This is a genomic window from Pseudomonas fluorescens, from assembly GCF_902497895.1.
Lineage (GTDB): Bacteria > Pseudomonadota > Gammaproteobacteria > Pseudomonadales > Pseudomonadaceae > Aquipseudomonas > Aquipseudomonas fluorescens_BP.
The window spans coordinates 1-24,058 of sequence record NZ_CABVHQ010000034.1 but is presented as its reverse complement, the minus strand read 5'-3'; the positions used below and the strand labels follow the sequence as shown (position 1 = coordinate 24,058).

Sequence of the window (24,058 nt, the reverse complement as noted above, 5' to 3'; positions counted from 1 at the left end):
TCAGTTAATCAAACGAGAAAGTTTCGAGTCCGGGTTACGCAACCCGGCGCTCAGCTGTGCGAGGTCCTCCCCGGAAAGCTCGGCGCCGTGACGGGAAAGCGCATCGGCCGCCAGCAACTGCAGGTTGGCCCCGGCATCCTGCTGCGCGTCCTGCTCCTGATTGCCGCGCAACAGTTCGAGAATCCGCCCGGTCAATTTAGCAATGCTCGAGGTTTCGCTCAGCTCCATGACCGGCAAACGAATACCGAAGCGCTCCTCGACGGCCACCACCAGCTCCACGCTCATCAGCGAATCCAGGCCGAGTTCCTGAAGCGGCCGGTTGATGTCCAGCTTGTTGGTCGGCAACCGCAGGATCTCGCTGATTTCCTGCTTGAGCATTTCGCCGAACAGTTCAGTCAGCTCCTGGTCATCCATTTCAGCCAGCAGCCGCTGGATGTCATCTACATCGCTTTCGTCGTCCTGCTCGCCGCCATGCAGCCGGGCCAGTTCGCTGAACTTCGGCGATCCGGCAGCCGGCAGGAAGCGCGACAGGGCTTTCCAGTCCAGCTCCAGCACACCCAGCCCGGAACGTTGCTGCAACAGCAAGCGTTCGAGGGTGTCGAGGGCCACTTGCGACTGCAATGCGGCGCCGCCCATGCGACTTTGCAAAGCGTCCTTGATGTCCTGGTTGCGCGCGAGGAAACCGGCGTCGTCGATCGCGCCCCAGAGCACACTGGTGGCCGGCAATCCATGGGCCAGACGATGGCGCGCCAGGGCTTCGAGCCAATGGTTGGCCGCGACGTAATTGGCCTGCCCGGGGTTGCCGAACAAGGTGGTCGCCGAGGAGAACAACACGAAGAATTCCAGCTGCAGCTGCGCCGTCAACTCATGCAGGTATTGCGCGCCCTTGGCCTTGGGTTCCAACACGCGCTGCAGTTGCGCTTGAGTCAGGTTACGGATCAGCCCGTCATCGAACACGGTTGCCGCATGCACCACGCCACGCAAGGGGTTGGCACCCGCTGCGATCCGCGCCATGACCGCCGCCAGTTGCGCGGCATCAGTGATGTCGCACGCCAGCGCCTGAACCTCAATACCCTGCTCGCGCCATGCCGCAAGTGTCGGCTGCGCCTCTTGCGTCTGAGCACCACGCCGGCCGAGCAGCACCAGGTGACGAGCGCCTTTTTCGACCAGCCATTGCGCACTGCGCAGGCCAAATCCGCTGAGACCGCCGGTCACCAGATAGGTCCCTTCGGCAGACAGCTGCAAGGTCGGCTGTTGACTGGCCGGCGCGGTGTATACGTGCTGGATCGGCGTGCGGTAGGTGACGACGATCTTGCCGATCTGCCGTGCCTGTTGCATGTAGCGGAACGCTTCGACGACTTCATTGGCGTCGAAGGCGCGGTACGGCAGCGGACTCAGAATCCCGTCGCGGAACAGCGCCATCATTTCCCCGAACAGCCGCCGGGTCAGCTGCGGGCGTTCGCTCATCAGCTGATCGGCATCGATGCCGAAGTAGCTGATGTTGTTGCGAAACGGCCGCAGACCGATCCTGGTGTTCTGATAGAAGTCGCGCTTGCCCAATTCAAGGAAGCGCCCGAACGGTTTGAGCACCCGCAGATTGCGGTTGATCGCCTCACCGGCGAGGGAGTTGAGGACCACGTCCACTCCCCGTCCCCCGGTGACGGCCAGGATGTCATCGGCAAACGCCAGGGAGCGCGAGTCGAATACATGCTCAACCCCGAGCAAGCGCAGGAAGTCACGCTTCTCGTCACTGCCGGCAGTGGCATAGATTTCAGCGCCGCACCATTTCGCGATCTGGATCGCGGCAATGCCGACGCCCCCCGCCGCTCCGTGAATCAGGATCTTCTCGCCGGGTTCCAGGCGCGCCAGGTAATGCAGCGCGTAGTACACCGTAAAGAAGGTACTCGGAATGGTCGCGGCCGCTTCGAAGGACATGCCGTCGGGGATGCGCGCCACCGCATTGGCATTGGTGATCAGGCGGTTGGCAAAGCTCGACGGACCAAAACCGACAACCCGGTCACCCGGCTGGAAATCACCTTCGACCTGAGCGCCCTTGCCGCGAACCACGCCGGCAAATTCGAAGCCCAGGGTCGGACCGGAGAAGCCATTTTCGATCGCCTCATCGGAGAGCAGACCCAGCGCGTACATGACATCGCGAAAGTTCAGGCCGGTGGCCTGGACTTCGATATCCAGTTCATCGCCCGCCGGTATCCGCGGCGCTCGGGCTTCCCAACGCAAGTTGCGCAATTGCCCGGGCAGATCGAAGCCGAGCTTGACCTGCTCCGGCGCCCCCTCAAGGGCATTGCCTGGCCGTTCATTGGGCTGGATCCGCAGACGCGCGACATAGCGATCGCCGGTCGCCGTGATCGCGAATTCGGTCTCTTGATCGGCATTCAGCAGCGCTGGCAGCAGGGCATCGACGCCCGCCCCTTGTGCCAGGTCGAGCAGCCGCACGCGGCAACCAAGCGCCTCGTTGGCCAGGGTCCGACCGAAGCCCCACAGGGCCGAATCGGCAAAGCCTTGCACGCTGGCGTGGCGCTGCGCGCTGCGCGGCAACAGATGGGCCGCGGCGCCAGAAGTCAGCAGCCAGCAATCCGGGGTTATCCCCACGGACTCGCAGGCCTGGGTGATCGCCGCGGCCAGCATGCAGCGGTCAGCCTGGGCATCCAGCCCCTGGGTGGCGAACAAACCCGCCAGCAGCACGATGTGCTGCGGTGCCGCCGGACCTTGAGCCAATTGCCCGGCCAGCGACGTTGCCGAACCCGCAGCGATAAACGCCACCTCATGCCCCTGTTCGCGCAATGCCGAGGCCAGGCCTTGGGCCAATGGCGCTTCCGGACCTTGCTCGCTGGCGACCAGCAACCAGTTCTGGCGGGGCAAAACCTCGGCCTTGAAGGTTTTCTGCGAGTCCGCCGCGGCCACCAGCACATAGCTGCCCGACGCGGATTGTGGAATGAATTCCACAGGCTCGGAGACTTTCAGCTCGTGGCGGCGCAGTTCCTGCTGCCAGAAACCGGGACGCTGCTGCACCGACAGGGCCTGCTGCGCATGCCCGGCAAGCCACCAGCCAGGCTCGGCACCGAAGGTGAAATCGGCCCACAGCGCTGGATGTTGCGCCAACAGCAGCAATTCACCCTGGGCGCAAAGCCGTGCAGCGCCATGCCGCAGCCCTGCGCTGACGGTTTCCAGCGGCGCCAGGTCGGTCGGTGCGAGTACCAGATCGAAGCTGTTGCCAGGCAACGCGGGCAACTGCGCAGCCTCGGCCAGGTTGAGTATTTGCAGATCAGGGAAGTCCGCGTGGAGCATCGATACCTGATCGAGATCCTGGGCGCAGTATTGATAGTCGACCCGATCGAAATCCAGGCTGGCGCAGAGGTCTGCAGCGAGCGGTGCTCCGCCAAAACCGAGTTCAAGAATGCGCAGGCGCTGGCCTTCGGGCAGCACCGCCAAGCGTTGGGCGATATGTGCCCGGACCGACCCCAACAGCGCGTGATAACCGCTGGCGCCGAGGACCTGGCGAGCCAGCAGCGCCGGCGAGGTTTCCCGAGGCAGCAGTTGTGCAATGTTCACTTGCCCGCTGAGCAGCGCCAGCAGATGGCTGCCGATCCGGCCCACCGAATGAATGATCTGGAAGTGTTCAGGGTAGCTGCGGAACAGTTCCTGCCAGATTTCCTGCGCGCTCGGGCGCTCGCCCTCGTCAGCCACACGCCAGCAGCCGGCACCGACCGCGATCAGGCTGCCATCTTCCAGCGCCTGCTTGAGCAGATGATCCAGATACCCGGACAGCGCCTGAGCTTCCTGGCTCCAGGTCGAACGCTGCTGCGCAGTCAATTCACCGCCCAGTTGCTCGATGGCTTCCAACAGGAAACTGCCACACAGGCTGTCGAGCAGCGGATCGATCTCATTGGCATAACGCAGCAGCGCCGGATCATCGGCCACCGCCGCCAGGTGCTGTTGCAGCTGTGCACCCAGCAGCGAATCGGCCAGTGGCAATGCGCGGCCGGCGACCGCCCAGGGTTTGGCAATCCCGACAAAGTCCACCAGCTTGAGGTCGCCACTGCGGTCTCTTTGCAGGCGCACGCCGCGGAAACGCGCGTCCTTGATGCAGACCACCGCCTGACCCTGAGCGTCATACAAGGTGAAGTCTGCCAGCAGCGAATGTTCCGAACGGCGCACCAGTTGAACTTCGGCCAGGCAAGGTGGCTGGCTGCCGACAGCGAAATTGATCCGCCCGAGTTTCACCGGGATAAAGGCCAGGCCTTTGCGGTTGCCGAGATCCTTGCTCAGCAACTGAGTGATCAACTGGAAGGCACTGTCCAGTAGCGCCGGATGCAGATGCAGGGTCGCCAATTCGGTCTCGATCACGCTCGGCAGACTCAATCGCGCCAACACTTGATTGCCATCGATCCAGCCGCCGTCGATCGCCTGATACGCCGGGCCGTAATTGAGGCCGACCGCGCGGGTCAGCGCCAGGTGCTCGGCCGAGGTGAAATCAACAGCGCGTTGGGGCAGGACTGGAGCAGTGCGCGCCAGCATCCCGCCGCGCGCTTCGCCCGGCAGTCTGGCGACGACGTGCTGGACCCACGGCTCGACCTGAGAGGTGCTGCGCGACACGATGGAAACGGCACCATCGGCGCTGTCGATCTGCACCCGGAGTTTCTTGCTGGAATCCGCATGGAGCAAGAGCGGGCTGTGGATTTCCAGCTCTTCGATGTCTACGTACTCACCGGGCTGGTACTGCAGCGCCGCGGCCAGCACCACCTCGGTGAAACCGGCGCCCGGGAACAACACGGCGTCGCCGACCCTATGGTCGCCCAGCGACGGGAACAACTGGGTGTCCAGACGATTTTCCCAGGTCAGCTCGTGCCCCGGCACCGGATAGCCCAGCAACGGATGGACGCGGTTGCGGAACAGCGACCCGGAAGTCTCGGGCGTATCGGCGTACCAATGGCGCTCGCGTTGCCAGGCGTAATTGGGCAGCTGCACGAAACGGCCGCTGCGCGGGAACAGGCAGTGCAGATCGATGTCGACGCCGGCGATCAAGACCTTCGCCACGCTGCGATCGATCAGCTGCGGCGATTCTTCAGCGCGCAGCAAGGTCGCAATCACCGCGCCTTGCCGTTCATGCCGGGTCAGGGCATCGGCGACATAGGAACGCAGGATCGGGTGCGGGCCGACTTCAACGAACACGTTATAGCCGAGCTCGGTCAGCCCTTCACTCGCGGACTGGAACAGCACCGGGCAACGAATGTTCTGCCACCAGTACTCGGCGTCCAGACGCTCGCCGGCCAGCACGCCGCCGGTCACGGTCGAATACATCGGAATATGACTGGCAGCGGGGGCGATGTCGCTCAACGCATCGATGACCCGATCGCGGATGACATTCATCGCTGGCGAGTGGAAGGCATAGTCCAGACCCAGGCGCCGGACGAAGACCTGGCGCTCGGTCAGCGCCTGCTCCAGACGCTCGAGACCGGCAACCGAGCCGGCCACGGTAGCGCCCTTGAAGCTGTTTTCACCGGCCACCACCAGTTCACTGTCGAGGTCGAGCTCTTGCAACAGGCTCGCGGTGTCCGCCCCGGACAAGCCCACCGCGGACATCTGCCCGCAACCTTTGGTCAGGCCCTGCAGACGACTGCGATGGAAGATCACCCGGGTAGCATCGTTCAGCGTCAGCGCACCGCAGGCCCAGGCAGCGGCGACTTCGCCGACGCTATGGCCGATCACGGCCACTGGCAACAGACCTTTTGCGGCCAGCATGCGGGTGACGCCCACTTGCAGGGCGAACAAGGCCGGCTGGGCAATTTCCGTCAAGCGATAGCGCTCATTGCCATTCTCGCCCGCCAATTCGGCCAGCAGCGAATAACCCGACAACGCCTGGAAAACCCTGTCGACCTCGGCAACCGCGGCGTGGAACACGCTGTCGGCGAGCAATGTCTTGCCCATGCCCTGCCACTGCGAACCATTGCCGGAGTAGACGAATACCGGGCCTTTGGGTTGTTCGAGAGCGGTGCCGCTCTCCACCACCGAGGACAAGCCCGAGACCGCCGGGTCCGCGGCAAAATCCACCAGCGCCTGGGCACTCTCTTGCGCATCGGCGGCAAACACCACCACCCGCCGCGGATGCAAATCCCGGCCAAACAGCGCCTGATAGGCGACGTCGTACAGGTTTGCCTCGGGGCTGGCGCTGATGAACTGCGCGAGTTGTTCCGCGGTGGCGGCCAGCCCCGCGCTGTCCTTGGCAGTCACCATCAAGGGCACCGAACGGGCGCCGGCAACGGGTGCGGGGGCAGCGACCGGGGTTTCATGACTCTGCAGAATGACGTGGGCATTGGCCCCGCCGAAACCGAAGGAGTTGACGCCGACCACCAGCCTGCCACTCGGCTTGAGCGCTTGCGTCTCGGTGACCACGCTGAGATTGAGCGCGGTGAACGGGATCTTCGGATTCAGCTTGTTGATGCCGATGGTCGCGGGCACCTTGCGTTCAATCACGCAGAACAGCGCCTTCATCAGGCCGGCGACTCCGGAGGCAGCTTCCAGGTGACCGATGTTGCTTTTGATCGAGCCGATCAACAGCGGTTGATCCGCCGGGCGCTGCTGGCCCAGGGCTTCACCGATGGCCCGGCTTTCGATCGGATCGCCGACCGGGGTCCCGGTGCCGTGGGCTTCGAGATAATCGATCTCGGTCGGGGCAATGCCCGCCGTGGCATAGGCCTGCTTCATCAGGGCGATCTGCGCATCGGCGCTCGGTACGGTCAGGCTCGACTTGCGGCCATCGGTATTGGCGGCACTGCCGGCAACCACGGCGAGGATCTGGTTACCGTCCTCGAGCGCCTTGTCGTAATCCTTGAGGAAGAACAGCCCTGCCCCTTCGGAACGGACATACCCATCGGCGGACTCATCGAACACATGGCATTGCCCGGTGCGCGAGAGCATCGAGGCCTTGGAAAAGATCAGGAAGCCGAACGGGTGCAGATGCAGGCTGATGCCGCCGGTAATCGCCTGGTCGATATCGCCATTCTGAATCGCCTGGCACGCCTGGTGGAAGGCAATCAGCGACGAAGAACAGGCCGTATCGATGGCCATGCTCGGGCCTTGCAGGTCGTAGAAAAACGACAGGCGATTGGCCGCGATGCTTAAGGTATTGCCGGTGGCGGTGGCGGCCTCAATCGTGCCCAGGTCATGGGTCATGCGATAGGCGTAATCGGTGCTGGCGATCCCCAGGTAAACCCCACAGTCGCTGCCGCGCATGCTCGAGGGCTTGACCCCGGCATTCTCGAACGCCTCCCAGCCCAGTTCCAGCAGCAGGCGCTGCTGCGGATCCATGACCGCGGCTTCACGGGGGGAAATATTGAAAAAGCCCGCGTCGAAGGTGGAGATATCGCCCAGGGAGCCCGAGGCAAAGGTATAGGAAGTAGCGGGATGGGCTTTGTCGGGGTGCAAGAACTCGTCTTTGGACCAACGAGAAAAATCCACCTCGGTAATAAAACTTCGCCCCGCCAGCAAATCCTGCCAAAAAGTTGCAGAAGTGGAGCCTGGAAAACGGAACGAAGCCCCTATAATTGCAACTTTCTTGCGCATTGCTGAATCCACCTTTTTTAAATTCCCGGCGATAACCATCACTTCTTATGATGGCTGAAGACAGTCAACATCCATTGACCCGAACACCGGGAAAGTTATCTACATTTTATTAACGTTCATGACTCTAATTATTATTAAGTTGACCCGATAAAAAACCTTTGAGACGCCGTCACTACCGACAGGCGGTTCACACTGCCTTTGGGTATCAAAATCGGCCGCGAATCATACGCTGCCAGCCCCCCTCAGGGAAACCCTGAAAAGCCCCCAATCTCGACTGTTCACGCCCCTCGATCCCACAGAAGCACCCAGCTCCGGGGGGTTGCCTGCAACCACTGATTCGAGACCGGCGCCGATCATGGAAAAATAGGCTCAATAAATCCCCGACACTGCCGACAACCCGACAAAGCCTTGCGGATTGATAAAAACATGCGTAATAACCAGCCCACCACACAACGTGAACGCACCTTCCCCGCTCAGCAACGGTTGATTTCCACCACCGATGCCAAAGGCGTGATCACCTACTGCAACGACGCGTTCGTCGAGATCAGCGGTTATTCCCGCGAGGAGCTGGTCCGGGCGCCGCATAACCTGGTCCGTCACCCCGACGTCCCGGCCGCGGTGTTCGCCCATATGTGGGGCACCCTGAAACAAGGCTTGCCGTGGATGGGCATTGTCAAGAATCGTTGCAAGAGCGGTGACCACTATTGGGTCAACGCCTATGTCACACCGGTGTTCGAAGGCAACCAGGTAGTCGGTTTCGAGTCGGTCCGGGTCAAACCCACCGCCGAACAGATCCGCCGCGCCGAAGCGCTCTACCAACGCATCAACCAGGGCAAGTCGGCTATCCCCAAGCGGGACTCATGGCTGCCGGTGCTGCAAGACTGGCTGCCGTTCATCATGGTCAGCCAGCTGAGTTTCCTGATTGGTATCTGGCTCAATTCCCATTGGGGCTTCGCCCTCGCGGCAGGGCTGTCGGTGCCGCTCGGCCTGCTCGGCTTGAGCTGGCAGCAGCGCGGCCTCAAACGCTTGCTGCGCCTGGCCGAACAGACCACCTCGGACCCGCTGATCGCCCAGATGTACACCGACAGTCGCGGCGACCAGGCACGCCTGGAGATGTCCATCCTCAGCCAGGAAGCCCGTCTGAAAACCTGCCTGACCCGGCTCCAGGACACCGCCGAGCACCTGAACGAGCAAGCGCGCCAGTCCGACGCCCTGGCGCACAAGAGCTCGACCGGGCTTGAGCGCCAGCGGGTCGAGACCGAGCAAGTGGCGACCGCCGTCAACCAGATGGCGGCCACTACCCAGGAAGTTGCGAGCCATGTGCAGCGCACCGCCGACGCCACCCAGGAAGCCAATCGCCTGACCAGCCGCGGTCGCGACATAGCCGGTGAAACCCGCGAGGCCATCCAGCGCCTGTCGGTGGTGGTCGGCGAAACCGGCGCCACCGTGACCCAACTGGCCAAGGACAGCAATGAAATCGGCGGGGTGGTCGATGTGATCAAGGGCATCGCCGACCAGACCAACCTGCTGGCGCTGAACGCTGCCATCGAAGCGGCCCGCGCCGGGGAAATGGGTCGCGGGTTTGCGGTGGTGGCCGATGAAGTGCGGCAACTGGCACAACGCACCAGCGAGTCCACCGGGCAGATCCACAGCCTGATCGCCAAGCTGCAGCAGACTGCCAACACCGCCGTGCAAACCATGGACGCCGGCCATCGCCAGGCCGAAGAAGGTGTCGCCCGAGTGCTCGAGGCCGACAAGGCCTTGGTGGGGATCAGCGAAGCGGTAGCCCACATCACCGACATGACCACCCAGATCGCCGCCGCCACCGAAGAACAAAGCGCCGTGGCCGAAGAGATCAGCCGCAATATCAGCACCATTGCGCAGCTGGCGGACCAGACTTCGGAACAGGCCCAGCACTCGGCGCTGTTGAGTGAAGAGCTGAACAAAACCGCGAGTAGCCAGTATTCGTTGGTGGAGCGATTTAACCGCTGACAGCCGCTGCAAAGACAAAAACCCGGGAGGTGATACTTCCGGGTTTTTTATTGCCTGAGGGAAATCAGCTCAGGGATGGTGCGTTCTGATCCGAAATCCACCCCTCACCCTCTCCCCAAGGGGCATAGGTATCTACACATTTTTTGATGCTTGGCAGGGCGTAGCAGCTGTCGAGTAGAACGAGGCAGCGTCCGGCTGCGAAGCAGCCGTAAGACCCTGCACCTCGGTGCTTCAGATAAACCGCGAGCACAGGCTTTACGAGGACTCCGTCCTCGGACGCTGCCTCGTTCCACTCGACAGCTGCTACGGAAGTTCTAGCCTTTCGAGATGTGTAGATACCCATGCCCAAGGGGGCGAGGGGACTGATTGGGGGTTATTCAAGATTTACTGCGACCTGAAAAACCTGTTTCGAATCCATAATCGACACGATTTTTCAGGTCGCAGCATACAAACAGACATCTCGGTCAGTCCCCTCGCCTCCTTGGGGCGGTCCGACGTTTCGGGAGGGTTAGGGTGAGGGGTGGGTTTTGAGCCTGGCAAATAATCCAAAGCCATCCCGCAAAAAAATGACTCTTAACTGACCGGCATTGGTTCAATGCCCGCCCACAGGATTTGTCTAAACAATACCCGGTGTTCGCTGGCGGAGAGTTTTAATCGCTGACAGCCCTATTTGCAAGAAACCTCAAAGAACCCAAAGACTCGACACCGAGATTTTTAATTTCTCGCCTTATCCTCGATACAAACTCTCACTAACTAAAAAGACCGCAAGTCAACTGTCAACCCTGACAGTTGACCAAAGATCAAAAGCCCACAACACTCGCGCACAACAACTTTCAAACCTTCTCTATCAGCAAAAACCGCGAGAACGGGTATGAAAACAAAAATCGCCGGAATCGTTTTATTGATTGTCACTGTGGGGATTAGTGCTGTATTGCTTTTCCTGAAAGGCGCCTACTTTCATGACCGCGGCCCTCCTCCGCCAACCTTCAGTGCATCCGAAGTGGCGGATGCAGAATATCCCTTCATGGCGTACATCATCACCCAGCCGGTCAACACCAATAACACTCAGTGTGGCGGGACCTTGATCGCGTCGAACCTGGTATTGACCGCCGCACAGTGCGTGGTCAAGTTTGTCCCCGGCACTCAGGTCTGGATTGGTCGCACCGTGCGCAGCGATGCAACCCAAGGTTATGTACGCACAGCAACTCAACGAGTGTATTGGAATTCACTGTTGGATATGGCGGTATTAAAACTGGATAAGGAAGTGACCGGCGTCGTTCCGATTGCCATGCCAGACAACGATACAGAATATCGAAAACCGGGAAATTATTTTATAACGACAGGCTGGGGCAGAATGCCGGACGGCAAGTATCCAGACCGCCTGCATCAAGTTGAAGTGCCGTATGTTTCCCATGGCATTGATTGCCGGGGTTCAACCTGGGAAGCGTTTTTGTGTGCGGGTGGAGAAGTTGGCAAGGATGCGTGCATCGGTGATTCCGGTGGCCCTTTGTTCGTGAAGATTGAGCGCGGGCGATTCCTCCAGGTGGGTATGGTTAGCGCGGGTCACGGATGCGGCATTACTGCTGACCCTGGATTTTATGTAGATCTGAGCAATGAGAAAGTGGCGAGAATTATTTCCGAGATTATTTCCGCGCAAAAACTGGCAACAGCTTCCAACACCTGGTTTTTTCGGGGAGAACAGAACCACGTGCTATTGAATGATGAACTGAGCAAAGTGACGACGTTGCCGGTTTACAGGTTTTAGGGCCGCTGCGCATCGCCACAGATCACCATAGGTATATCTACACATCTTTTTTTGTTCTAGCTCTCGTAGCAGCTGCCGAGCCTGCGAGGCTGCGTTCGGCCGCGAAGCGGTCGTTAAATCAGGCAACGGGTTCTTTCAAGTAAACCGCGCACTCAGGATTTGCGAGGACTCCGTCCTCGAACGCAGCCTCGCAGGCTCGGCAGCTGCTACGGACTCGGCACTGTTATGCACAGTTCACAGAAGAAATCCGGCTACTTTTTCGGCCGCTGATTGCAAATGCTGTTCATGACTAAACCCCGATACCTTCAACGGCTTCAAGTCATGGTCGGCAGCGGCCAGCCAATACACCTCGATACTCGGCACCAACTCATAGCCTTCTACCGCCGCACGATTACCCAATGCATCCCGCTCGCCCTGCACGATCAAGGTCGGGGTCTTGAGTTCGGCCAGATGCGCCACTCGTGGCTTTTCCGGTTTGCCGACGGCATAGAACGGATACCCCAGGCATACCAGCGCATCCGCCGCCAATTCATCCGCCAGTAAACTGGCCATGCGCCCGCCCATCGACTTGCCGCCGATGGCCAGGCGCCCAGCGACATGACGCCGCACGAGGGCATACACCTCGCGCCAGCATTCCAGCAGTTTCGGCGCCGGATTGGGTGGGCGTTTACCGCCGTCCAGGCGTCGTTGCGCCATGTAGGGAAACTCGAAGCGCAACACGTTGACCCCATGCCCGGCAAGGCGTGCAGCCATGTCGTGCATGAAGCCACTGTCCATCGGCGCACCGGCACCGTGGGCGAGAATCAGCGTGCGCGGCTCGGCTTTCGCCGCCGTGGCTGAGGCAGCATTCCACAGCCAGCCATGCTCCGTCACACACCGCAGCCATTGATCCCCGTCAATACTGGCCTTGTGCTCTTTGCCCATGCTTACCTCGCATTTAGTCTGCCTATAACTCCAGAAGAAGTGAGCGCGCCGTCGCCATGCGCAGTCGCTCTTGCTTCAGCTGAACCGTGGATGGGGAACCATGAACACTTCTAACAGTACCGCCTATAACTACAAGGTGGTCCGCCAATTCGCCATTATGACGGTGGTGTGGGGCATCGTCGGTATGGGGCTCGGGGTTTTTCTCGCGGCTCAATTGGTCTGGCCTGAACTCAACTTCAATTTGCCGTGGACCAGCTTCGGGCGTCTGCGCCCGTTGCACACCAACGCAGTGATCTTCGCCTTCGGCGGTTGCGCACTGTTCGCGGCGTCCTTCTACTCGGTCCAACGCACCTGCCAGACGCAGCTGTTTGCGCCGAAAGTCGCCGCGTTCTGCTTCTGGGGCTGGCAACTGGTGATCCTGCTGGCGGCCATCACCCTGCCGCTGGGCTACACCAGTTCCAAGGAATACGCCGAGCTGGAATGGCCGATCGATATCCTGATCACCATTGTCTGGGTCGCCTACGCCGTGGTGTTCTTCGGCACCCTGGCCAAGCGCAAGACCAGGCATATCTATGTCGGTAACTGGTTCTTCGGTGCGTTCATCATCACCGTGGCGATCCTGCACCTGGTCAACAACATGGAGTTGCCGATCAGCATGACCAAGTCCTACTCGGTGTATGCCGGTGCGACCGATGCCATGGTTCAGTGGTGGTATGGCCACAACGCGGTAGGCTTCTTCCTCACGGCGGGCTTCCTCGGGATGATGTACTACTTCGTGCCGAAACAGGCCGAGCGCCCGGTGTACTCCTATCGCCTGTCGATCGTGCACTTCTGGGCACTGATCACCCTCTACATCTGGGCCGGCCCGCACCACTTGCACTACACCGCGCTGCCGGACTGGGCACAGTCGCTGGGCATGGTGATGTCGCTGATCCTGCTGGCTCCAAGCTGGGGCGGGATGATCAACGGCATGATGACGCTCTCCGGCGCCTGGCATAAGTTGCGCAGCGACCCGATCCTGCGGTTCCTGGTGGTGTCCCTGGCGTTCTACGGCATGTCGACCTTCGAAGGTCCGATGATGGCCATCAAGACGGTCAACGCGCTGTCCCACTACACCGACTGGACCATCGGCCACGTACACGCCGGTGCGCTGGGTTGGGTAGCGATGATCTCGATTGGCGCCATCTACCACATGATCCCGAAAATCTTCGGCCGTCCGGCCATGCACAGCGTCGGTCTGATCAACGCGCACTTCTGGCTCGCGACCATCGGCACCGTGCTCTACATCGCTTCGATGTGGGTCAACGGCATCGCCCAGGGCCTTATGTGGCGCGCAGTCAACGCAGACGGCACGCTGACCTACTCCTTCGTCGAAACCCTGGTGGCCAGCCACCCAGGCTTCATCGTGCGGCTGGTGGGTGGTGCGATCTTCTTCAGCGGCATGTTGCTGATGGCTTACAACACCTGGCGCACCGTGCGCGCAGCCCAGCCTGCCGAAGCCGTCGCTGCGGCGCAGATCGCCTGAGGAGTCCGTCATGAAACACGAAACAATCGAAAAAAACGTCGGCCTGCTGTTGTTGTTGATGGTCCTGGCCGTGAGCATCGGCGGCCTGACCCAGATCGTCCCGCTGTTCTTTCAGGACGTGACCAACAAGCCGGTGGAAGGCATGAAGCCCTACACCGCGCTGCAACTCGAAGGTCGTGACATCTATATCCGCGAGGGCTGCGTCGGCTGCCATTCGCAGATGATCCGTCCGTTCCGCGCCGAGACCGAGCGCTACGGGCACTACTCGGTGGCCGGCGAAAGCGTCTGGGATCACCCGTTCCTGTGGGGCTCCAAGCGCACCGGTCCGGACCTGGCCCGGGTCGGCGGTCGCTACTCCGAAGACTGGCACCGCGCGCACTTGTACAACCCGCGCAACGTGGTACCGGAATCGAAGATGCCCGGCTATCCATGGCTGGTGGACAACCAGGTCGACAGCAGCCACACCGAAACCAAGCTACGCGCCATGCGCACCCTGGGCGTGCCGTACACCGACGTCGACATTGCCGGTGCCAGCGACTCGCTCAAGGGCAAGACCGAAATGGACGCACTGGTCGCCTATCTGCAAGTGCTTGGCACTGCGATCAAGAGCAAGAGGTGAGCCATGGGTTTTGAACTCGATAGTGGAATGATCCGCGGCCTTGGCACGCTGGTGGTGATGATCGCCTTCATCGGCCTGTCGCTCTGGGTGTTCAACGCCAAGCGCAACCCGGAGTTCGCCCAGGCGCGGCTGCTGCCGTTTGCCGATGAACCGGGCACGGCCTCCCTTCAATCTGATGAAGCCCAACCTGCAACAAGGAGCATTCGGCCATGACCACCTTCTGGAGTACGTGGATCTGCGTACTGACCATCGGCAGCCTGATCGGTCTGACCTGGCTGCTGATCGGTACACGCAAGGGCGAAACCAAGGGCAGCACTGACCAGACCATGGGCCACAGCTTCGACGGCATCGAGGAGTATGACAATCCGCTGCCGCAATGGTGGTTCATGCTGTTCGCCGGCACCCTGGTATTTGCCGTGGGTTACTTGATCCTTTACCCCGGCCTGGGCAACTGGAAAGGCATCCTGCCGGGTTATGAAAACGGCTGGACCGGTGTGCACGAGTGGGAAAAGGAAATGGAAAAGGCCGACGCTAAATTTGGGCCGATCTTCGCCAAATTCGCGGCCATGCCCCTGGAAGAAGTGGCTAAAGACCCGCTGGCGTTGAAAATGGGCGGTCGCCTGTTTGCCTCCAATTGCGCGGTGTGCCACGGCTCGGATGCCAAGGGCGCTTTCGGCTTCCCGAACCTCGTCGACAACCACTGGCGCTGGGGCGGCAACACCGACACCATCAAGACCACCATCATGGGTGGGCGCATGGCGGCGATGCCGGCCTGGGGCGAAATGCTCGGTGAGAACGGCGTGAAGAATGTCGCGGCTTATGTGCGTAATGGACTGGCCGGGCTGCCACTGCCTGCCGACAGCAGCGTCGATCTGCACGCCGGACAGCAAGCGTTCGGCACTATGTGCGTGGCGTGCCACGGTCCTGCCGGGCAAGGCGTGCAGGCCATGGGCGCGCCGAACCTGACGCAACCCGCCGGCTTCATCTACGGCACCAGCCTGGCACAACTGCAACAGACCATTCGCCATGGTCGCCAAGGCCATATGCCAGCACAGACCGAGCTACTCGGTAATGACAAGGTGCAATTGCTGGCCGCCTACGTGTACAGCCTGTCTCATGACGCTACCCACGAAGGAGAGTTGGCGCTGGACAAGAAACAGTAACCGTCCATCGTTTCGCTGCCGCATCCGCTCAGGATGCGGCAGTTCCCTGCTTCTGCGCGACCAAGTGTCGCACCCTCCCAAAGTCCTTCTTCCCAGTCTAGAGATTCGGGTTTAAGCTTTTCCGTTGGTGGAACGGCACGCGCCGGCCACGGCTAACTGTAACCGATGCGTTCGACGATTGTGCTCGATGGACAGGCCGCAAAGGCCGGTTTATAACGCCTGTCGAGCACGTTACCGTCTCCCGGCTGACCCCCGGTTTCAACACACCCGGTTACATCTAGCCATTACCCCTGGTCTTTTCCATCCTCCGTGGCGGTTGTCCAAGGTCATTTTTGTCCTTACTCGGCGCATGGAAAGGCCGCAGAATAAGCCTCGGAAAGAATTGACCAGGGTCAAGGCGCGTTGCAATGGCACCTTGCTTTCTCCATACTTGCGACCGTTTTTTACCCTAATAAAACACCCAAACCGTGGAACCTTAGAATGAGCACAGCAATCAGTCCGACTGCTTATAACTATAAGGTAGTCCGCCAGTTCGCCATCATGACGGTGGTCTGGGGGATCCTTGGCATGGGGCTTGGTGTCTTCATCGCCTCACAGCTTGTATGGCCGGAATTGAATTTTGGCCTGCCGTGGACGACTTTTGGACGCTTACGCCCATTGCACACCAACCTGGTGATTTTTGCCTTCGGTGGTTGTGCATTGTTTGCCACTTCTTATTATGTCGTGCAGCGAACCTGCCAAACGCGACTGATTTCCGACAAATTGGCGGCCTTCACCTTCTGGGGATGGCAGGCAGTAATAGTCGGCGCGATCATTACCTTGCCGCTGGGTTACACCACCACCAAGGAATACGCGGAACTGGAATGGCCATTGGCTATTTTGCTGGCCATCGTCTGGGTGACCTACGGTGCGGTGTTCTTCGGTACCATCACCCAGCGCAAGACCAAGCACATCTATGTGGGTAACTGGTTCTACGGTGCCTTCATCGTCGTGACGGCGATGCTGCACATCGTCAACCACGCGTCGCTGCCGGTGAGTTTCTTCAAGTCCTACTCGGCCTACGCCGGTGCGACTGATGCGATGATCCAGTGGTGGTACGGCCACAACGCGGTGGGTTTCTTCCTGACCACCGGCTTCCTGGGGATGATGTACTACTTCGTGCCGAAACAGGCCGAGCGTCCGATCTACTCCTATCGCCTGTCGATCGTGCATTTCTGGGCGCTGATCACCCTGTACATCTGGGCCGGTCCGCACCACCTGCACTACACCGCACTGCCGGACTGGGCTCAGTCCCTGGGCATGGCGATGTCGATCATCCTCCTGGCGCCAAGCTGGGGCGGCATGATCAACGGCATGATGACCCTGTCGGGCGCCTGGCATAAGCTGCGCACCGACCCGATCCTGCGGTTCCTGGTGGTGTCCCTGGCGTTCTACGGCATGTCGACCTTCGAAGGTCCGATGATGGCGATCAAGACCGTCAACTCGCTGTCGCACTACACCGACTGGACCATCGGCCACGTACACGCCGGTGCCTTGGGCTGGGTAGCGATGATCTCGATCGGCGCCGTCTACCACATGATCCCGAAACTGTACGGTCGCACGCAGATGCACAACATCGGCATGATCAACACGCACTTCTGGCTCGCGACCATCGGTACCGTGCTCTACATCGCTTCGATGTGGGTCAACGGCATCACCCAGGGTCTGATGTGGCGTGCAATCAACGATGACGGGACCCTCACCTACTCCTTCGTCGAAGCGCTGCAAGCCAGCCATCCTGGTTTCATCGTTCGTGCCCTGGGCGGTGCGTTCTTTGCCAGCGGCATGCTGTTCATGGCCTACAACGTATGGCGTACCGTACGTGCCTCGAACCCGGTTGAAGCCAAAGCCGCTGAACAGATTGCTGTAGTTGGAGCTCACTGATGAAGCATGAAGCAGTCGAGAAGAATATTGGCCTGCTGGCCTTCTTCATGGTCATCGCCGTCAGCATCGGCGGCCTGACCCAGATCGTTCCGCTGTTTTTCCAGGACGTCACCAACAAGCCGGTCGAAGGCATGAAGCCGCGTACCGCGCTGGAACTGGAAGGCCGCGACATTTACATCGCCAACGGTTGTGTCGGCTGCCACTCGCAGATGATCCGTCCGTTCCGTGCCGAAACCGAACGTTATGGCCACTACTCGGTAGCCGGTGAAAGCGTCTGGGACCACCCGTTCCTGTGGGGTTCCAAGCGTACCGGTCCGGACCTGGCCCGGGTCGGCGGTCGTTACTCCGATGACTGGCAGCGTGCGCATTTGTACAACCCGCGCAACGTAGTGCCCGAGTCGAAAATGCCGGCCTACCCGTTCCTCGTGGAAAACAAGCTCGACGGCAAAGACACCGCGAAGAAAATGGAAGTCTTGCGCACGCTCGGCACCCCTTACACCGACGAAGACATCGCCGGTGCCCAGGATGCTGTGAAGGGCAAAACCGAAATGGACGCGCTGGTGGCCTATCTGCAAGGCCTGGGCACCATCATCAAAAGCAAACGGTGATTTAGATGGATATCGGGATGATTCGTGGCCTGGGCACCGTTGTCGTAATGGTGGCCTTTATCGGTCTGGCCTTGTGGGTGTTCAGCCCCAAGCGCAAATCCGAGTTTGAAGACGCGACCTTGCTGCCTTTCGCGGATGATCCCGAAGCCATCAAGCACGTCGAGCAAGCTTCTAGGAGTAACAAAGAATGACTACGTTCTGGAGTCTGTACGTCACAGTCCTCAGTCTGGGTACGATCTTCACCCTGACCTGGCTGCTGCTGTCGACCCGCAAGGGCCAGCGCGCCGAACAGACAGATGAAACGGTTGGCCACTCCTTCGACGGCATCGAGGAGTACGACAACCCGTTGCCGAAATGGTGGTTCATGCTGTTCGTCGGCACCATCATCTTCGCCCTGGGCTACCTGGTGCTGTACCCGGGCCTGGGTAACTGGAAAGGCCTGCTGCCCGGCTACAACTACCTGGACACCGAGAAGCAGACTGCATTCGCCAACGGCCAGACCGGCTGGACCGGCGTGCACGAGTGGGAAAAGGAAATGGCTAAATCGGACGCCAGGTTCGGTCCGATCTTCGCCAAGTTCGCTTCCATGCCGATCGAAGAAGTGGCCAAGGATCCGCAAGCCTTGAAGATGGGTGGCCGTCTGTTCGCCTCCAACTGCTCGGTCTGCCACGGTTCCGACGCCAAAGGTGCCTATGGCTTCCCTAACCTGACCGACGCCAACTGGCGCTGGGGCGGTGAACCGGAACTCATCAAGACCACCATCATGGGTGGCCGTCATGCGGTCATGCCAGCCTGGTCCGAAGTCATCGGCGAGCAAGGCGTCGCCGACGTTGCGGCTTTCGTGCTGACCAACCTCGACGGCCGCAAATTGCCGGAAGGCAGCAAAGCCGATCCGGTTGCCGGCCAGAAGCTGTTCGCCGCCAACTGCGTCGCGTGCCACGGCCCGCAAGGCAAAGGCACCCCGGCAATGGGCGCACCTGACCTGACCCACCCGGAGGGGTTCATCTACGGCTCGAGCTTCGCTCAGCTGCAGCAGAGCATCCGCCACGGTCGCCAGGGCCAGATGCCTGCCCAGGAACAACTGCAAGGGAACGACAAGGTTCACCTGCTGGCCGCTTACGTCTACAGCCTGTCTCACGGTGAGAAAGCTGCGGTTGCGGACGCCCAGTAAGGCAAACGCTTGATGCAACAAAAAACGGCCCCGCCAATGAAGATTGGCGGGGCCGTTTTGTTTATGGCGACGCGGTAATGGGCCCCGTGTAGCAGCTGCCGAGCTTTGCGAGGCTGCGTTCGGTTGCGTAGCAATCGTAGAACATGCGCCCTTGGGCAACCTGACACACCGTAGTGTCTGGTTTTGCGACTGCTGCGCAGCCGAACGCAGCCTCGCGGAGCTCGGCAGCTGCTACGAGGGATTGAGTTGAACATGCGCCCTTGGGCAACCTGACACACCGTAGTGTCTGGTTTTGCGACTGCTGCGCAGCCGAACGCAGCCTCGCGGAGCTCGGCAGCTGCTACGAGGGTCGAGGTGCCGTCAGGAAAGTCGGGATTGAACGCTCCTGGACGAAAATTCATCCATGCTTTACAAGTCAATTGACTCACATCAAGAATTGTTACACTTGCTACACCATCTCTGCTTTTCTCCCAACGCGACTAAAGGTCGCACCCTTGACCTGGAGCTACAGGCGTATCATTGCGCCACTGCAATACCTTTTTGACCGCGGTCGGCATGTACTGACCGGGGCATTTTTCCACTGCCGTGGGATGCAATGATGAGCAATCAGATTCCGGTACACGACGTTACCCCGCCTGCCAAAAATTCGAATAACACCGTCGATCTCTACGCCTCTCGGGAAAAAATCTACACCCGCGCCTTCACCGGCCTGTACCGCAACCTGCGGATGATGGGCGGTGCCGGGCTGTTTCTGCTGTATTTCGGTACGGTCTGGCTGAGCTGGGGTGGCCATCAGGCCGTCTGGTGGAATCTGCCGGAGCGCAAATTCTTCATCTTTGGCGCGACCTTCTGGCCGCAGGATTTCATCCTGCTCTCCGGCATCCTGATCGTCGCCGCCTTCGGCCTGTTCTTCATCACCGTCTATGCCGGGCGCGTCTGGTGCGGCTATACCTGCCCGCAGAGCGTCTGGACCTGGATCTATATGTGGTGCGAGAAGGTCACCGAAGGCGACCGCAACCAGCGCATCAAACTGGACAAGGCGCCGATGAGCGCCAACAAGTTCCTGCGCAAGGTCACTAAACACAGCCTCTGGCTGCTGATCGGTTTTGTCACCGGCATGACCTTTGTCGGTTATTTCTCGCCGATTCGTGAACTGACCATCGACTTCTTCACCGGCCAGGCCGACGGCTGGTCGTATTTCTGGGTCGGTTTCTTCACCCTCGCGACCTACGGCAACGCCGGCTGGTTGCGCGAGCAGGTGTGCATCTACATGTGCCCCTATGCGCGCTTCCAGAGCGTGATGTTCGACAAAGACACGATGATCGTCTCCTACGACCCGCGTCGCGGTGAAGTTCGCGGCCCGCGCAAGAAAGAAGCCGACTACAAGGCCATGGGCCTGGGCGACTGCATCGACTGCACCATGTGTGTTCAGGTCTGCCCGACCGGTATCGACATTCGCGATGGCCTGCAGGTCGAATGCATCGGCTGCGCCGCCTGCATCGACGCCTGCGACAGCATCATGGACAAGATGAACTACCCGCGCGGACTGATCAGTTACACCACCGAGCACAACCTTTCCGGGCAAAAAACCAATAAACTGCGCCCGCGCCTGCTCGGTTATGCGGCGGTACTGCTGATGATGATCGGCCTGTTGATGGGCGCATTCTTCATGCGCTCGCTGGTCGGATTCGACGTCAGCAAGGACCGGGTGCTTTATCGTGAGAATGCCGAAGGCCGGATCGAGAACGTCTACAGCCTGAAAGTCATGAACAAGGACCAGCGCGACCACACCTACCTGTTGGAAGCCTCTGGCCTGCCGGACCTCAAGCTGCAAGGCAAGCGCGAGATCAAGGTCGCTGCCGGCGAGATCTTCAGCATGCCGGTCGAGTTGTCGAGCGCGCCGGAACAACTGCCGTCGAGCACCAACGAGGTGAAATTCACCCTCAAGGATGCCGATGACCCGGACGTGCACATTGAAGCCAAGAGCCGTTTCATCGGCCCACAAATTCGTTGAGAGAAGTCACCATGCCCGCAGCAAACGCCGTAAGCCCTTGGTACAAGCATCTTTGGCCGTGGATCATTATCGGCATCCTGGCCTGTTCGATCACCCTGACCTTGTCGATGGTGACCATCGCGGTGAACAACCCGGACAACCTGGTCAACGACAATTATTACGAGGCCGGTAAAGGCATCAATCGCTCGCTGGACCGTGAACTGCTGGCCCAGACCCTGCAACTGCGTGCCAGCATGCATCTGGACGGAGTGACCGGCGAAGTCGAGTTGCGCCTGAACGGCAACAGCCAGCCGAAAAGCCTGGAGCTGAACCTGATCTCGCCGACCCAGCCGGAGAAGGATCGCAAGATCACCCTGGCGCAGAGTGATAGCGACCAGGGCCGCTATATCGGCCAGCTGACCGACAAGATCGAAGGCCGGCGTTTCGTCGAATTGCTCGGTGTGCAGGATGGCCAGACCTGGCGTATGTTCGAGGAAGAGCAGGTCAGCCACGACAAGGATTTGCTGCTCGGTGATGAGCCGCTGCAGGGTGCGGAAGATCTGAAAAAATAAACTGATCTGTAGGAGCTGCCGCAGGCTGCGATCTTTTGATCTTGGTTTTGCGGCGCTCCTGGAAAGATCGCAGAGCTTGCGGAAGATCTGTAGGAGCTGCCGCAGGCTGCGATCTTTTGATCTTGGTTTTGCGGCGCTCCTGGAAAGATCGCAGAGCTTGCGGAAGATTTGTAGGAGCTGCCGCAGGCTGCGATCTTTTGATCTTGGTTTTGCGGCGCTCCTGGAAAGATCGCAGCCTCGTTTCACTCGTCAGCTCCTACGCTCCTACGCTCCTACGCTCCTACGGCGATGAGGCCCTCCCGGACGATATAGACTCCACCCAATGACCACTCCAACCCCCTGCTACCACTGCGCCCTGCCCGTCCCTGCCGGCAGCCGGTTTACCGCCGTCGTTCTGGGCGAAACCCGCGAGCTTTGCTGTCCGGGATGCCAGGCCGTGGCCGAGGCGATTGTCGCCGGGGGCCTGGAAAGCTATTACAGCCATCGCAGCGAAGCCTCGGCCAACCCCGAGGCGCTGCCGGTGCAGCTGGTGGACGAGCTGGCGCTGTACGACCGCGCCGATGTCCAGCAACCTTTTGTCCGCCACGAAGGCGATCTCGCCGAAACCACCCTGCTGATGGAAGGCATCAGCTGCGCCGCCTGCGGCTGGCTGATCGAGAAACACCTGCGCAGCCTGCCAGCGGTGGCCGAAGCACGCTTGAATCTGTCCAACCATCGCTTGCACGTGCGCTGGGTCGACAGCCAGTTGCCGCTGAGCAAGGTGCTCAGCGAACTGCGGCACATCGGTTATGCCGCGCATCCGTATCAAGCCGACCGCGCCGCCGAACAGCTGGCCGGTGAAAACCGCCTGGCCCTGCGGCAATTGGGGGTCGCCGGGTTGCTGTGGTTCCAGGCGATGATGGCGACCATGGCCACCTGGCCGGAATTCAATATCGACCTGAGCCCCGAGCTGCACACCATCCTGCGCTGGGTCGCGCTGTTCCTCACCACCCCGATCGTGTTCTACAGCTGCGCGCCGTTCTTCAAGGGCGCCATGCGCGACCTGCGCACCCGCCACCTGACCATGGATGTTTCGGTGTCGCTGGCCATCGGCAGCGCGTTTATCGCCGGTATCTGGACCGCGATCACCGGGGTCGGCGAACTGTATTTCGATGCGGTCGGCATGTTTGCCCTGTTCCTGCTGGCCGGGCGTTACCTGGAGCGCCGCGCCCGGGAACGCACCGCCGCGGCCACCGCGCAGCTGGTGAATTTACTGCCCGCCTCCTGCCTGCGCATGAGCGCTGACGGCCAGAACGAGCGCATCCTGCTCAGCGAATTGCGCCTGGGCGACCGGGTGCTGGTGCATCCCGGAGCGATTCTGCCGGCCGACGGCAAGATCCTCGACGGCCAGTCGAGCATTGATGAGTCGCTGCTGACCGGCGAGTACCTGCCACAACCGCGCACCCTGGGCGACGCGGTCACCGCCGGCACCCTGAACGTCGAAGGTGCGCTGACCGTCGAAGTACTGGCCCTGGGCCAGGACACCCGGCTGTCAGCCATCGTCCGCCTGCTGGATCGGGCCCAGGCGGAAAAACCCCGGCTGGCGGAAATCGCCGACCGCGCCGCGCAATGGTTCCTGTTGCTGTCGCTGATCGCCGCGGCGGTCATCGGCCTGTTGTGGTGGCAGCTGGACTCTTCCCGGGCGTTCTGGATCGTCCTGGCGATGCTGGTGGCTACTTGCCCGTGCGCGCTGTCCCTGGCCACCCCGACTGCGCTGACCGCCGCCACCGGCACCCTGCACAAACTCGGCCTGCTGTTGACTCGCGGCCATGTGCTCGAAGGTCTGAATCAGATCGACACAGTGATTTTCGACAAGACCGGGACCCTCACCGAAGGGCGCCTGGTGCTGCGCTCGATCCGGGCGCTGGGTGCGCTGGGCAGTGACCAGTGCCTGGGCCTCGCCGCCGCCCTGGAAAACCGTTCCGAACATCCGATCGCCCGGGCGTTCGGCCGTGCGCCACTGGCCGCCGAAGAAGTTCTCAGCACGCCGGGGCTGGGGCTTGAAGGGCGGGTCGGTGAACAGCGCCTGCGTATCGGCCATCCGGCGTTTGTCTGCGAGCTCAGTGGCTGCCCGGTACCGGCGATGCCCGACGAGCCCGGTCAATGGCTGTTGCTCGGCGACAGCCAGGGTGCGCTGGCCTGGTTCGTCCTCGACGACCGCCTGCGCGCCGACGCCCCTGCCC

The 24,058-nt window shown here is 60.8% G+C and carries 15 protein-coding genes; 13 read left to right on the top strand and 2 right to left on the bottom strand.

What is annotated here, in order from left to right:
- Positions 1 to 7,581 carry a type I polyketide synthase gene (locus F8N21_RS17795; RefSeq protein ID WP_150643365.1) on the bottom strand — a complete coding sequence of 2,527 codons (7,581 nt, stop codon included), beginning with the start codon at positions 7,579 to 7,581 and terminating at the stop codon, positions 1 to 3.
- 426 nt (positions 7,582 to 8,007) lie between these two features.
- Between F8N21_RS17795 and F8N21_RS17790 the strand changes: the two genes are divergently transcribed.
- Both F8N21_RS17790 and F8N21_RS17785 read left to right on the top strand, forming a co-directional pair.
- On the top strand, positions 8,008 to 9,573 hold the full coding sequence (locus F8N21_RS17790) for a methyl-accepting chemotaxis protein (RefSeq protein WP_150643364.1): 1,566 nt from the start codon (positions 8,008 to 8,010) through the stop codon (positions 9,571 to 9,573).
- A gap of 871 nt (positions 9,574 to 10,444) precedes the next feature.
- Positions 10,445 to 11,338 carry a S1 family peptidase gene (locus F8N21_RS17785; protein ID WP_150643363.1) on the top strand — a complete coding sequence of 298 codons (894 nt, stop codon included), beginning with the start codon at positions 10,445 to 10,447 and terminating at the stop codon, positions 11,336 to 11,338.
- Between the two features lie 234 nt (positions 11,339 to 11,572).
- On the opposite strand, the gene F8N21_RS17780 is transcribed toward F8N21_RS17785, so the two are convergent.
- Entirely contained in the window at positions 11,573 to 12,262 is a 690-nt protein-coding gene (locus tag F8N21_RS17780) for an alpha/beta family hydrolase (protein ID WP_150643362.1), read from the bottom strand.
- Positions 12,263 to 12,362: 100 nt separating this feature from the next.
- On the opposite strand from F8N21_RS17780, the gene ccoN (F8N21_RS17775) reads away from it, so the two are divergent.
- The 11 genes from ccoN (F8N21_RS17775) to F8N21_RS17720 all read left to right on the top strand — a co-directional run.
- Positions 12,363 to 13,787: a cytochrome-c oxidase, cbb3-type subunit I gene (gene ccoN, locus F8N21_RS17775; RefSeq protein ID WP_150643361.1), complete on the top strand. Its 1,425-nt coding sequence runs from the start codon at positions 12,363 to 12,365 to the stop codon at positions 13,785 to 13,787.
- A gap of 10 nt (positions 13,788 to 13,797) precedes the next feature.
- Positions 13,798 to 14,406, top strand: coding sequence for a cytochrome-c oxidase, cbb3-type subunit II (gene ccoO, locus F8N21_RS17770; protein ID WP_150643360.1), 609 nt, complete (start codon positions 13,798 to 13,800; stop codon positions 14,404 to 14,406).
- A 3-nt stretch (positions 14,407 to 14,409) separates the two neighbouring features.
- Positions 14,410 to 14,619 carry a cbb3-type cytochrome oxidase subunit 3 gene (locus tag F8N21_RS17765; protein ID WP_150643359.1) on the top strand — a complete coding sequence of 70 codons (210 nt, stop codon included), beginning with the start codon at positions 14,410 to 14,412 and terminating at the stop codon, positions 14,617 to 14,619.
- On the top strand, positions 14,616 to 15,569 hold the full coding sequence (gene ccoP, locus F8N21_RS17760) for a cytochrome-c oxidase, cbb3-type subunit III (RefSeq protein ID WP_150643358.1): 954 nt from the start codon (positions 14,616 to 14,618) through the stop codon (positions 15,567 to 15,569). The genes F8N21_RS17765 and ccoP (F8N21_RS17760) overlap by 4 nt, the downstream gene beginning before the upstream one ends.
- 480 nt (positions 15,570 to 16,049) lie before the next feature.
- Positions 16,050 to 17,492, top strand: coding sequence for a cytochrome-c oxidase, cbb3-type subunit I (gene ccoN / locus F8N21_RS17755; protein ID WP_150643357.1), 1,443 nt, complete (start codon positions 16,050 to 16,052; stop codon positions 17,490 to 17,492).
- Complete coding sequence (gene ccoO, locus F8N21_RS17750; protein ID WP_150643356.1) at positions 17,492 to 18,100, top strand: cytochrome-c oxidase, cbb3-type subunit II; 609 nt, start codon at positions 17,492 to 17,494, stop codon at positions 18,098 to 18,100. The genes ccoN (F8N21_RS17755) and ccoO (F8N21_RS17750) overlap by 1 nt, the downstream gene beginning before the upstream one ends.
- A 5-nt stretch (positions 18,101 to 18,105) precedes the next feature.
- A complete protein-coding gene (locus F8N21_RS17745) occupies positions 18,106 to 18,291 on the top strand; it encodes a CcoQ/FixQ family Cbb3-type cytochrome c oxidase assembly chaperone (RefSeq protein WP_003175465.1) in 186 nt (61 codons plus the stop codon).
- Positions 18,288 to 19,271, top strand: a complete 984-nt coding sequence (gene ccoP / locus F8N21_RS17740; protein ID WP_150643355.1) for a cytochrome-c oxidase, cbb3-type subunit III — start codon at positions 18,288 to 18,290, stop codon at positions 19,269 to 19,271. Before F8N21_RS17745 ends, ccoP (F8N21_RS17740) begins: the two co-directional genes overlap by 4 nt.
- 598 nt (positions 19,272 to 19,869) lie before the next feature.
- Positions 19,870 to 21,285, top strand: a complete 1,416-nt coding sequence (gene ccoG / locus F8N21_RS17730; RefSeq protein ID WP_150643353.1) for a cytochrome c oxidase accessory protein CcoG — start codon at positions 19,870 to 19,872, stop codon at positions 21,283 to 21,285.
- Positions 21,286 to 21,296: 11 nt separating this feature from the next.
- Positions 21,297 to 21,836, top strand: coding sequence for a FixH family protein (locus F8N21_RS17725; protein WP_150643352.1), 540 nt, complete (start codon positions 21,297 to 21,299; stop codon positions 21,834 to 21,836).
- Between the two features lie 322 nt (positions 21,837 to 22,158).
- A partial coding sequence (locus tag F8N21_RS17720; RefSeq protein WP_150643351.1) for a heavy metal translocating P-type ATPase occupies positions 22,159 to 24,058 on the top strand: 1,900 nt, incomplete at its 3' end.